This window comes from Rhodococcus sp. NPDC058639 (genome assembly GCF_042717545.1).
Classification (GTDB): domain Bacteria; phylum Actinomycetota; class Actinomycetes; order Mycobacteriales; family Mycobacteriaceae; genus Rhodococcus.
This window is the reverse complement of the sequence record NZ_JBHXRF010000006.1, coordinates 372,408-384,200: the sequence shown is the minus strand read 5'-3', so window position 1 is coordinate 384,200 and position 11,793 is coordinate 372,408. Positions and strand designations below refer to the sequence as shown.

Here is an 11,793-nt window from a genome sequence, read left to right as displayed (position 1 = left end):
GGCGGGTGGGTCCCCCGGCGCGGCCCCCTGGGTCCAAAGGGGGGGGGGTTCCACGGGGCCCTTAACCCCCCCCACCATCCAGGCCGGGGGGGGGGGCCGCACACATGTGTGCGGCCCCCGCCCGTTTCTGTGGTCTCAGCGGCCGAACAGCCACAGGCAGACACCCGCCGCGACGCCGAGCAGCAACGCGACGAAGGATCCGAGGAAGGGACGTGTCGCCCACTTGCGCGGGCCGTCGGCCGCGATCCGGCCGGGGCCGGTGAGCGTGAGTGCCACCGCCGCTGCGGCGAGGAGAACCTCGTACTCGAAGCCGGAGCTGTCGGATGCGAAGTACTGCAAGCCCGGCTCGAGGTCGTGCTTGAACAACACGGCGTTGATCATGATCGCGACCACTGCCGCGGCGGCAAGGGGTGTCAGCAGGCCGAGCACGAGTAGCGCACCGGCCGCCGTCTCGCCGACCGCGCCGACGATCGCAAGCACCCGGGGCTGCTGATATCCGGCCTCGCGCAGCAGTTCCTCGAAACCGTCGAGTCCGGGCCCGCCCCACAACCCGACCAGTTTCTGCAGGCCGTGGGCGATCAGGGTTCCACCGACCGCGAGTCGCAGAATCAGCAACCCGAGGTCGAGGGTGCCGCGTCGAGCCTTGACCGGACGCTGCTCGACGGTCGTGGACGCGGGATCCGCCACGTAGCCACCGGCGGTGCCGGGCCGGTACATCTGCTCGGTCGGCGCCGCGTGGGCCCCACTACCGAACGACGATCCGTCGAGGTCGAGGTCGTCCTCGGATTCCAGCCGGGATGCACGTGTGCGCCGCATCTGGAGCGTCGGCTCGTCGAAAGGACTCGATCCTGTTTCCGGCGATCCGCCGGTTTCCTTGTCGGTCACGCCACCAGGGTAGGACTCCGGGCGCCCGAGCACCCGGCATCGGGAGGCGACACGCGGCGTGCCGGTAACGTTTGCGTTATGACGTGGGGCAGGCAGTCGACAGGTTCGCGCGGTGTTCGCACGGCGGCGGTGGCACTGGCCGTCGGGGTTCTCGCGCTCTCGTCCTGCGCGAGGTTCGACGATGCGGCATCGACACCGTTCACCCCCGAACCGACCTTCGATTCCGGCCCGGGTTTCGGGCCGCAGGACCCGACGACGACCACGACGACGCCGAATGCCTCCGCCGTGCCCCCGGGACCGTGTGAAGACCCCGATCCGGCAGTGGTCGCGACCTGTCTCGACACGACCGGCGGACTGGTGACCCTGCCCGGCGGTGGTGCCGCACTGGTGACGGAACGGCGGACCGGACGAATCCTTCAGGTCGCGCCCGACACCGAGCCCGTGGAGATCGCCACCGTCCCCGTCGACGCTTCGGGTGACGGCGGCCTGCTCGATGTGGCGCTGTCCCCCACCTTCGACGAAGACCGGTTGCTCTACGCCTACATCACCACCCCCACCGACAACCGGGTCGTGCGAATCGCGGCCGGCGACACCCCGAAGGATGTGCTGACCGGCATACCCCGCGGCGCGACGGGCAACGGTGGCGCCATCGAATTCATATCCCCCACGGAGATGGTCGTCCTCACCGGAAATGCGGGAAACAGCTCCGCGGCAACAGATCCCGCTTCACTGGCCGGGAAACTGCTCGAATTCCCGCTCCCCGCGCCGGGTGCCGCTCCGGTGCCCACAGCGGTGCTCTCGGGCATCGGCACGGCCGGTGACGTGTGCCGCGACCCGGGCGGCAACCTGTGGGTGACGGACCGGACCGAACTCGAAGATCGTCTCCAGCGCATCGGCGCGGACGGCTCGGTCGGTTCGGGCCCGGCATGGACATGGCCCGAGCGGCCCGGTGTGGCGGGATGCGCCGCGTCGCCGGACGGTATCGCGGTAGCGCTCACCGGAGGGAAAGCGGTCGCGGTGGTCGCGATCGATCCGGGATCGGGTGCGGTCACCGCCGCGCCGGTCCTCACCGTTCAGGATCGCTACGGCCTGCTGCGCGGGGCGGCGGCGTCCCCGGACGGTCTGCTCTGGATCTCGACGGTCAACAAGTCCGGCGGTGAACCCGGACCGAACGACGACCGCGTCGTGCGCATCCAGTTCCCCGCGGGCGGCGGCGGCTTCGACTGAGGTCCGGCCGGGCCCGGGCAGGGGTGCGGTCCGGAGAACGTTCGTGCAGACACCACCGCGGCCGGCCCGGAACGGGCTCGGCCGCGGTGGTGTTCACCAGGACGTCAGCTACAGGCAGCGATAACGAGTTCCTTGACGCGGGCGGGGTCGGCCTGTCCGCGTGTCGCCTTCATGACGTCGCCGACGATCTTGCCCGCGGCCTGGACCTTGCCGGAGCGGATCTTCTCGGCGATATCCGGGTTCGCCGCGAGCGCCTCGTCGACGGCAGCCTGCAGCTTGCTGTCGTCACGCACCACGACGAGTTCGGGATGTGCCTCGAGAATCTGCTCGGGATCGCCTTCACCTGCGAGCACGTGATCGACGACCTGGCGCGCGACCTTGTTGTTGAGCTTGCCGCTGTCGATGAGTGCGACGACCTGCGCGACCTGCTTCGGACTGATCGGAAGATCGACCAGTTCGACCCCGCGCGTGTTGGCCTGCTGCGTCAGGTACGACACCCACCAGGATCGCGCGGCGTCGGCGGGCGCACCCGCCTCGGTGGTGGCGATGACCAGGTCGAGCGCGCCGGCGTTGACCAGGTCGCGCATCACCTCGTCCGAGACACCCCATTCGGCCTGGATACGGGCACGACGCAACCACGGCAGCTCCGGAAGGGTGCCGCGCAATTCTTCGACCCAAGCGGCGTCGGGCGCGACCGGTTCGAGGTCCGGCTCCGGGAAGTACCGGTAGTCCTCCGCGGTTTCCTTGCGGCGACCCGGGGATGTGGTGCCGTCGGCCTCCTGGAAATGCCGGGTTTCCTGGATCACCTCACCGCCGGAGAGGAGCACTGCGGCCTGGCGGCGCATCTCGTAACGCACGGCCACCTCGACCGACTTGAGCGAGTTGACGTTCTTCGTCTCGGTACGAGTACCGAACTCCTTCGCGCCGATCGGCATGAGCGAAATGTTCGCGTCGCACCGCATCGATCCCTGGTCCATGCGCACATCCGACACGTCGAGCGCGCGGAGCAGGTCACGCAGGGCGGTCACGTAGGCGCGTGCGACCTCGGGCGCGCGTTCCCCGGCACCGACGATCGGCTTGGTGACGATCTCGACGAGAGGCACTCCCGCACGGTTGTAGTCGAGCAGCGAGTGGCTCGCGCCGTGGATCCGGCCGGTGGCACCACCCACATGCAGCGACTTGCCGGTGTCCTCCTCCATGTGCGCGCGTTCGATGTCCACGCGCCAGGTGCTGCCGTCGTCGAGCACCACGTCGAGGTAGCCGTCGGTGGCGATGGGCTCGTCGTACTGCGAGATCTGGTAGTTCTTCGGCTGATCCGGGTAGAAGTAGTTCTTGCGCGCGAACCGGCCCCACGGGGTGATCGCGCAGTTCAGGGCGAGACCGATCCGGATGGCCGACTCGACCGCCGCCTGGTTCACCACCGGCAGTGCGCCCGGGAGACCGAGGCACACGGGGCACACCTGGGTGTTGGGCTCGGCGCCGAACCCCGTCGGGCACCCGCAGAACATCTTGGTGGCGGTGTGCAATTCGACGTGCACCTCCATGCCCATCACGGGCTCGAACTTCGCGAGCACGTCGTCGTAGGCGAGCAGGTCGGCAGACACAGAGGCAGTCATGCACCTGATTTTAGACCGCCCCCCGAACGGGGTGGCGCGGGCTCGTACCCGGCCACCCCGCGCAGCCTCAGCCGAAGAGAACGCGCATTTCCTGATAGCGCGACTCGGGCACGAACTTGGGGTCGGCAAGCGATTCGTCGAACCCGACCCGGGCGATCTCGGTGCCGTGCAGCGCGACCATGTGTCCCCATTCCTCGTCGGCGACGAGATCGGTCACCGCCATACCGAGGCGGGTTGCGAGCACCCGGTCGAACGCGGTCGGAACACCACCGCGCTGGATGTGTCCGAGCACGGTGGCGCGGGTTTCGATGCCGGTGCGTTCCTCGATCAGGGGTGCGAGGACCTCGCCGATACCGCCGAGCCGGGGGCGATCGAACCCGTCGAGTCCCTTGGTCGAATACGCCTCGTCCATGTCCGGGAACTTGAAGCCCTCCGCGACGACCACCATCGGGGCACGTCCGCGGTTGCGGACGCTGAGCACCCATTCACAGATCTGATCGAGGCTCTCGGGGTGCTCCGGGATCAGGATGGCGTGGGCGCCACCGGCCGTACCCGAATGCAGCGCAATCCATCCTGCGTGCCGGCCCATCACCTCGAGGACCATGCACCGTTTGTGAGAATTGCCCGTCGTACGGAGCCGGTCGATCGCCACCGTGGCAATCTCCACGGCGGTATCGAAGCCGAAGGTGTAATCGGTGTGACTGAGGTCGTTGTCGATCGTCTTGGGAACACCGACGATCTTGATCCCGTCCTCGAACAGACGTTTCGACGCCGCCGCCGTCCCCTCGCCCCCGATGGCGACGACCGCGTCCACCCCGAGCCGGTCGAGAGTCGCCTGAATATTCTGCGCACCGCCCTGCGGGCCCTGATAGGGGCCGAACCGGCTGGTACCCAGAATCGTGCCGCCCTGCTGGGCCAGACCACGAACTCTGCTGCGATCCAACGGAATCGCGTCGCCTTCGACGAGTCCCCGCCAGCCGTCGAGGAAACCGACGAACTCCTGGCCGTGGACTTCCGTGCCTTTCAGGACCGCGCCGCGGATGACCGCGTTGAGTCCCGGGCAGTCCCCGCCGCTCGTAAGAATCCCGATCGTCGTCATGCATACCTCCGTCGAATGGACTTCGTTCCGCCCTGCCATCCTGCCCGTTGCGGCGCGGCAGGGCAGCCCTAACCCGGGGTCACGAGTCCCGATTCGTAGGCGATCACCACGGCCTGCGCACGGTCGCGCAGGTGAAGCTTGCCGAGAACCTTCCCGACGTGAGTTTTGACCGTTTGCTCGGCGACGAACAAGCGCTCGGCGATCTCGGTGTTCGACAGCCCGTGCGCGATCAGTTCGAGGACTTCGAGTTCACGAGGGGTCAGGACGCCGAGTGTGTCGTCGCGCCCACGCCGCGAGGGGCGACGCCGAGTCACGTCGGCGATCAGCCGGCGCGTCACGGTCGGCGCCAGCAGTGCCTCTCCCTTCGCCACGACGCGCACGGCACGGACCAACTCGTCGGCCGGTGCGTCCTTGAGCAGGAACCCGCTCGCCCCCATCCCCAGCGCCTCGTACACGTAGTCGTCGAGATCGAACGTGGTGAGCATGAGCACGCGGGAACGAGGTTCGCGGGTGTCGGACAGGATGAGCCGGGCCGCATCCAGTCCGTTCATCTCGGGCATCCGCACATCCATGAGGACGACATCCGGTCGCAGCCGCGCCACCTCGGTGACGGCGGCCCGCCCATCGGGCGCGTCGCCGAGAACACTGATGTCGGGCTGCGCCGCAAGCAACGCGCCGAAGCCTTGTCGCACCATCGCCTGGTCATCGGCGATGAATACGGTGACGGGTCTCTCGAACTCGATCATCGGCCGCCAGCCTAGGCCGCGAGCGTCGGAAGCACTGCCCGCACCTCGAATCCCCCGTCGGATCGGGGGTGGGCGACAAGGTTTCCCCCGACGGCCGCAGCACGTTCGGCCATCCCGCGGATGCCGGTGCCACCGCCGTGGTCCGGTGCCGGCGCACCCGGTTCTCCGGGGCCGTTGGTCACCGAGATCGTCACGGTTCCGTTCCCCCAGTCGAGGCAGGTCGCTACGTCCGCGCCGGACGCGTGCCGTGCGCTGTTGGTGAGAGATTCCTGCAGGATGCGATACATCGTCAGCCCCACGGCGTCCGTCACGCCCGCCGGCACTCCCGTCGTCCGGGCGTCGAGCCGGATCCCGGCACGCCGTGATGCCTCGAACAGATCGGCAATCCGGTCCAGGCCGGGTTGCGGCGCACTCTCGGGCAGTTGCCCGTCGCTGCGGAGCACACCGAGGAGGCCGCGGACATCGTTGAGCGCTTCGCGAGCGGCGGTACCGATCGTGTCGAATTCGGCGCGCACCTCGTCGGTCATCGTGGGGAGCCGATAGGGCGCGCTCTGCGCCTGCACGACGATCATGGACATGTGGTGGGCGACGATGTCGTGCAGGTCGCGCGCGATGTGCGCCTTCTCCTCGAGGATCGCGCGCCGTGCACGCTCGAGTTCGCTGACCTCCTCTTCGTGTGCGAGTTGCCGACGGGAGATCACGAGCCAGCGCACGAGCAACCCGAACGCGACGACGGCGGTGATCCCGATGGCCCACCCCCAGCCGTCGTTGCCCGGCACGAATCCGAAGAAGAGCAGTACCGTCGCGAGCCACACCGCGAGGACGACGCGGATGTCTTCACGGACGCTCACGGCTGCGACCAGGACGAGCATCACGATGATGTGCACGACCTGCCACGGGTAGTCGAACCCGTCGACGCGGTCGAAGAAGACCGGGACGACGAGCGCCGTCGCCGCGGTGAGAGCCCAGCCGAGAACGGGCCGGACCCAGACGAGCAACATCGGGAACACCGCTGCCGCAGACACCAGCGGCATCACCGGCGGCGATACCTCGTGGGTCAGGTGCAGGGTGGGCCAGGCGACGGCGTACAGGATGAGCGTCACCGCGACCACACAGATCGCTGCCCAGTGCCGGCGGACGTACCGCGCCGTGGACTGCATTCCCGAAGATGCCGGCTTCTTCACACGTTCACGCTAGGTTTTCCGCACCTCGCCTGTCCTCATACCTGAGAGTGAGATCCGGGCGGTCCTCCGATATGGGTTGCTCGTGCCGGACCGCTCCGTCGCGTGATCCGTGCGGGTGTGTTCTGTTCCTAGCGTCACCGCCATGACATCGCGATCGCTGGTCCGCCGGGGTGCGGCCGTCCTCCTTTTGAGCGCAGGAGCGGCTTTGTGCGTGGGCGCGACACCCTCCCCTGCCGTCGGCGATTCATCCCCATCGGCCGGAGCGCCGCGTGCGTTCGAGGCGACCGCTGTCGAGACCGCCGCCGCCGATATCACGGCCCCCGCCACGACTGTCCACGCTCTCGCGACCGATGACACCGCCGGTGCGATGGCGGCGTTTCCACCGGACTTCGCCGCCGCGATGGGTTATTCCCCGGCCACCGAGCCGGGGTTCACGTCCGCAGAGGTCCTCGTGGACCCGGACGGTGACTGCTCGTCACCGGTCCCGCTCCCCGACTCGTTCGACACCGCGTGCCGCGTTCACGATCTCGGATACGACATGTTGCGTTTCGCCCGGGACAGCGGACAGGAACTGGGTCCCGACGCACGCCGCGAGCTGGATGCGATGCTCGCACGTCACCTGCGTGCCGCGTGTGAATCCGAGTCCTCCCAAGGCGATTCGTCCTGTCTGCCCGCGGCTCATCTCGCCACGACCTTCGTGCGTCTCAATTCCTGGCGCCAGGGCTACCGCATCCCGGTCTCGGAATCCCCCGCTTCGCTCCTGATGGTGGCGGGTCTCGGCGCGATTCCGGCCGTCTGGGGCGCGTGGGCAGTGCGAAGGGCGGCCCGCCGATGAGCATCCTCACTCGCGACCACGCTGCCGGACCCCCGCCGTCGCACCCGGGCACCGCCCGGCGCGTCCGATCCGTCCTGGCCTCATCGGGACCGACGATCGGCACCAGTGTCACAATCGCTGTCGCACTCTGGGTTTCACTCGCTCCGTCGCTGCTTCCCCGCACGTCGTCGACGCAAGGTCTGGTGTGCGGACTGGTGGTCGCGCTGGCACTGGCGGTCCGGGCGGGTATCCGGCGAATGCGCACCCCGCGCCCGGCACGCGCATCCGGCGAGGCCGAGGTGCGCTACCTTGCCGCCGCCGTCGCCGCCGCGTCCGTCGTCATCGCCGGGACCGGCGCGCACCACTGGCAGAACGCGCTGCGAGAGGCGATGGGGCAGGCACAGATCGGGCCGAGCTATTGGCTCGACGTGTTCGTCACGGCGTCGATCGTCGCCGCGCTGCTCGTCTTCTCGGGACGGGCGGTACGCATGATCCTTCGGAACCCGAGAGGCCGCAGAATTACGGCGGCGATCGGTACGGCTTGTCTCGCAACATGGTTCGCTGTCGGATCGGCACTGCTCTCCCCTGCCCCCGGCGACCCGGATCCCACTTCCCTGTCACCTCTTCCGTCCACTGCGGGAGTCGCGGGGTCGAAGGACTCCCTCGTCGACTGGGACACGCTCGGGCGTGAGGGGCAGCGTTTCGTGTCCCTCGCCTCCGCCGGATCCGCTGTCCGCACCTACGTGGGTCTGGACTCCGCCCCGGACGTCCCGGAGCGAGCGACACTGGCCGTCCGGGAACTGGAGCGTGCCGGCGGATTCGACCGCGCGCATCTCGTGCTCGCGGTACCCACCGGATCGGGGTGGGTGGACGCGCACGCGGTCGAGGGCTTCGAAGCCCGCTGGGGAACCGACGTCGCGATCGTCGCTCAGCAGTACTCGGACGCACCGAGCTGGATGACCTTCCTCACCGATCGCGACGCAGCCGCCGAATCGGCCCGCGTACTGACCGCTGCCGTCCGCGCCCACGTCGACGAAATGCCGGCGTCCCACCGCCCCGAGGTGCACGTGTACGGGCAGAGTCTCGGCGCGTCCGGTGCTGCAGCCGCGTTCCCGGATGCCGAACCGGGGTCGTGCGACACGGTGCTGTCGGGTCCGCCCGCCGGGATGCGCCTTCCGGGAGGAACCGTCCTGGCGAACAGTTCGGATCCGGTGGTGTGGTGGCAGCCTTCGCTGCTCTGGTCGCCCCCGGACCTGTCGCATGCGCGGGTCGACGCCCCCGTCCCGCCCTGGTTACCGGTGGTCACCTTTGCGCAGACGACCGTGGACCTGCTCACCTCCCTCGACGCTGCGCCCGGTCACGGTCACCGGTACGGACAGGATCAGGCGCAGTGCACTCCGTGATCGGGAGGCGACACAGAACGACCCGCAGGCTCCGGGAGGGAGACCTGCGGGTCGTCGAGGGTGACGGGGGGACGCTCAGGCCACGATCGGGCCCCGGGCAGCCTCGTATGCCGCACCCACGCGGTAGAGGCGCTCGTCTGCCATCGCCGGAGCCATGATCTGCAGGCCGACCGGAAGCCCGTCGTCCGCGGACAAGCCCGACGGCACCGACATCGCGCAGTGACCGGCGAGGTTCGTCGGCAGCGTGCACAGATCGGACAGGTACATCGCGAGCGGATCGTCGACCTTCTCGCCCAGCTTCCACGGAGTGAACGGGCTCGTCGGGGAGACCAGCACGTCGACCTGCTCGTACGCCTTGTCGAAGTCCTGCGCGATGAGACGACGCACCTTCAGAGCCTGGCCGTAGTAGGCCTCGTAGTAGCCGGACGAGAGAGCGTAGGTACCGATCATGATGCGGCGCTTGACTTCTTTACCGAAGCCCGCGGCGCGGGTGGCCGCCATGACCTGATCGGCGCTCATCGTGCCGTCGTCGACCCGCATGCCGTACCGCATCGCGTCGAAGCGGGCGAGGTTGGACGACACCTCGGACGGGAGGATGAGGTAGTAGGACGCGAGCGCGTATTCGAAGTGCGGGCACGAGACCTCGACCACCTCGGCGCCGAGCTTCGTCAGGGTCTCGACTGCCGCATCGAACGAGGCGATCACACCGGGGTTGTAGCTGTCGGAATGGAGTTCCTTGACGACACCGACCCGCAGACCGGTCAGGTCACCGGAAGCACCCTGACGAGCAGCGTCCACCACCGGGCGCACCGGGGCGTTCACGGAGGTGGAGTCGCGCGGGTCGTAACCGGCGATCACCTCGTGCAGCAAGGCGGTATCGAGGACTGTGCGGCCGCAAGGCCCACCCTGGTCGAGCGACGATGCGCACGCCACCAGTCCGTACCGGGACACGGTGCCGTACGTGGGCTTGGTGCCGACCGTTGCCGTCACCGCGGCGGGCTGGCGGATGGATCCACCGGTGTCCGTGCCGATGGCGAGGGGCGCCTGGTAGGACGCGAGCGCGGCTGCGGAGCCGCCACCCGATCCGCCCGGGATCCGATCGGTGTCCCACGGGTTGCGGGTGGGGCCGTACGCGGAGTTCTCGGTCGACGAGCCCATGGCGAACTCGTCCATGTTCGTCTTGCCGAGGATCGGGACGCCCGCCTGCCGGAGCTTGGTGGTCAGCGTCGCGTCGTACGGCGACACCCAGCCCTCGAGGATCTTCGACCCGCACGTCGTCGGCATGTCGGTGGTCGTGAACACGTCCTTCAGCGCGATCGGCACGCCGGCCAGCGAGGACGCCGGCGTCTCGCCTGCGGCCACGGCCCGGTCGACCTCGCGCGCAGCGTCGAGCGCCTGCTCTCCCGCCACATGCAGGAATGCGTTGTAGTCGCCGTCGACCGCTCCGATGCGGTCCAGGTGCGCCTGCGTCACCTCGACGGACGACAGTTCACCGGCGTGGATCCGCGCGGCGAGGGTCGCGGCGTCGAGCCGTGTGAGATCGGTGCTCATTCGCCCTCCCCCAAGATCTGCGGGACGGAGAACCGCCCTTCCTCGACGAGGGGTGCACCCGACAGCGCCTGCTCGGGCGACAGTCCGGGAATCACCTCGTCCGGCCGTGTCACGTTGGTGACGGCGTTCGGATTCGCCATCGGCGCGACATCGTCCGCGGCCACCTCCGACACCGCCTTGACATGGTTGAGGATCGAATCAAGCTGGCCGGAGAACTCGTCGAGTTCGGCGTCGGTCAGCGCGAGCCGGGACAACCGGGCGAGGTGCGCGACCTCGTCACGGGAGATGTCAGGCACCGTAGGTGGCCCCTTTCCGATGGGAATTGAACTTCCTGTCCAGGGTAGTGCGTGCCCGATGCGGTCGTGCAGTCGGTTCGATCACCCCCCGTGCGACTCGTTCGTCGCCGGGCTGTTTCGTTCGTACAAAGGAATTGTTGCGTTCTTGTGAATCGGATGGCCGCGACCGGGCATTTTCGGGTGAGGATCGTCGAATTCGGTGATGGGCGGTCACAATCGGCGTGCAGTGGGTGGAAAGATGTGCCCCGCCGGGGTGCGTTGCGATCCCGGGCCGACGTACGGGGCGTCGGCATCCTCTGGGAAGGGACGTACGTGTCATATCTCTTGCGTGTCCGGCTACCCGATCGTCCCGGTAGCCTCGGCGCGCTCGCCTTGGCTCTCGGTTCTGTCGGAGCGGACATCCTCTCGCTCGATGTCGTCGAACGCGGCGCGGACTACGCGATCGACGATCTCGTGGTCGATGTCGATCCGGGCAAACTACCCGACACGCTCCTGACCGCCGCAGAGTCGCTCGACGGTGTGACGGTCGATTCCATCCGGCCGTACGCGGGGATTCTGGACACCCACCGGGAACTCGAGTTGATCGATCACGTCGCCGCGGCCCGGGACGACCGGCTCCAGGTTCTCGTCGACGGTGCCCCGCGCGTGCTGCGGGTCGGGTGGGCAACGGTCCTCGGAATCGGGACACACGGCATCTACCGAATCGCCGGCAGCGCCGGAGCACCCGAGACGCACCTGGCCGACGTTCCGTGGATGCCACTGGCGAAATCGACTCTGCTCGACCACGAGGCGGACTGGGTTCCCGGCCTGTGGCGCGACATGAACACGATGCTGGCCGCCGCCCCGCTGGGAGCGCCCGACCGGGTGCTCGTGCTGGGCCGGCCCGGCGGACCGGAGTTCCGCCCGTCCGAGATCGCGCGGATCGGATATCTCGCGGGCATCATCGGCACCGTTCTCGCTTAGCCTGCGGCC

Annotated in this window: 11 protein-coding genes; 4 read left to right on the top strand and 7 right to left on the bottom strand. The window is 68.6% G+C overall.

Going from position 1 to position 11,793, the window contains the following annotated elements; translation table 11 throughout:
- Positions 1-135: 135 nt before the first annotated feature.
- Positions 136-885 carry a DoxX family membrane protein gene (locus ACFWU2_RS14645; RefSeq protein ID WP_378607231.1) on the bottom strand — a complete coding sequence of 250 codons (750 nt, stop codon included), beginning with the start codon at positions 883-885 and terminating at the stop codon, positions 136-138.
- A gap of 78 nt (positions 886-963) precedes the next feature.
- On the opposite strand from ACFWU2_RS14645, the gene ACFWU2_RS14640 reads away from it, so the two are divergent.
- The gene (locus ACFWU2_RS14640; RefSeq protein ID WP_378607228.1) at positions 964-2,112 is read left to right on the top strand and encodes a PQQ-dependent sugar dehydrogenase; all 1,149 of its coding nucleotides are present in this window, start codon (positions 964-966) and stop codon (positions 2,110-2,112) included.
- A 104-nt stretch (positions 2,113-2,216) separates the two neighbouring features.
- Here the strand turns inward: ACFWU2_RS14640 and gatB are convergent, their stop codons facing one another.
- The 4 genes from gatB to ACFWU2_RS14620 form a co-directional block, all read right to left on the bottom strand.
- On the bottom strand, positions 2,217-3,728 hold the full coding sequence (gene gatB / locus ACFWU2_RS14635) for an Asp-tRNA(Asn)/Glu-tRNA(Gln) amidotransferase subunit GatB (protein ID WP_378607225.1): 1,512 nt from the start codon (positions 3,726-3,728) through the stop codon (positions 2,217-2,219).
- A 67-nt stretch (positions 3,729-3,795) separates the two neighbouring features.
- A complete protein-coding gene (locus ACFWU2_RS14630; RefSeq protein WP_378607222.1) occupies positions 3,796-4,827 on the bottom strand; it encodes a 6-phosphofructokinase in 1,032 nt (343 codons plus the stop codon).
- A 68-nt stretch (positions 4,828-4,895) separates the two neighbouring features.
- Positions 4,896-5,573 carry a response regulator gene (locus tag ACFWU2_RS14625; protein WP_378607219.1) on the bottom strand — a complete coding sequence of 226 codons (678 nt, stop codon included), beginning with the start codon at positions 5,571-5,573 and terminating at the stop codon, positions 4,896-4,898.
- An 11-nt stretch (positions 5,574-5,584) separates the two neighbouring features.
- On the bottom strand, positions 5,585-6,733 hold the full coding sequence (locus ACFWU2_RS14620) for a sensor histidine kinase (protein ID WP_378607305.1): 1,149 nt from the start codon (positions 6,731-6,733) through the stop codon (positions 5,585-5,587).
- A gap of 235 nt (positions 6,734-6,968) precedes the next feature.
- On the opposite strand from ACFWU2_RS14620, the gene ACFWU2_RS14615 reads away from it, so the two are divergent.
- Positions 6,969-7,592 (top strand): hypothetical protein, encoded by a 624-nt coding sequence (locus ACFWU2_RS14615; protein WP_378607216.1) that lies wholly within the window; start codon positions 6,969-6,971, stop codon positions 7,590-7,592.
- A complete protein-coding gene (locus ACFWU2_RS14610) occupies positions 7,589-8,974 on the top strand; it encodes an alpha/beta-hydrolase family protein (RefSeq protein WP_378607213.1) in 1,386 nt (461 codons plus the stop codon). The genes ACFWU2_RS14615 and ACFWU2_RS14610 overlap by 4 nt, the downstream gene beginning before the upstream one ends.
- 75 nt (positions 8,975-9,049) lie before the next feature.
- On the opposite strand, the gene gatA is transcribed toward ACFWU2_RS14610, so the two are convergent.
- Both gatA and gatC read right to left on the bottom strand, forming a co-directional pair.
- Positions 9,050-10,525 carry an Asp-tRNA(Asn)/Glu-tRNA(Gln) amidotransferase subunit GatA gene (gatA, locus tag ACFWU2_RS14605; protein WP_378607210.1) on the bottom strand — a complete coding sequence of 492 codons (1,476 nt, stop codon included), beginning with the start codon at positions 10,523-10,525 and terminating at the stop codon, positions 9,050-9,052.
- Positions 10,522-10,821, bottom strand: a complete 300-nt coding sequence (gene gatC, locus ACFWU2_RS14600; protein WP_169619649.1) for an Asp-tRNA(Asn)/Glu-tRNA(Gln) amidotransferase subunit GatC — start codon at positions 10,819-10,821, stop codon at positions 10,522-10,524. Before gatC ends, gatA begins: the two co-directional genes overlap by 4 nt.
- Before the next feature lie 312 nt (positions 10,822-11,133).
- On the opposite strand from gatC, the gene ACFWU2_RS14595 reads away from it, so the two are divergent.
- Positions 11,134-11,784 carry an amino acid-binding protein gene (locus tag ACFWU2_RS14595; protein WP_378607207.1) on the top strand — a complete coding sequence of 217 codons (651 nt, stop codon included), beginning with the start codon at positions 11,134-11,136 and terminating at the stop codon, positions 11,782-11,784.
- The last annotated feature ends 9 nt before the right edge of the window (positions 11,785-11,793 follow it).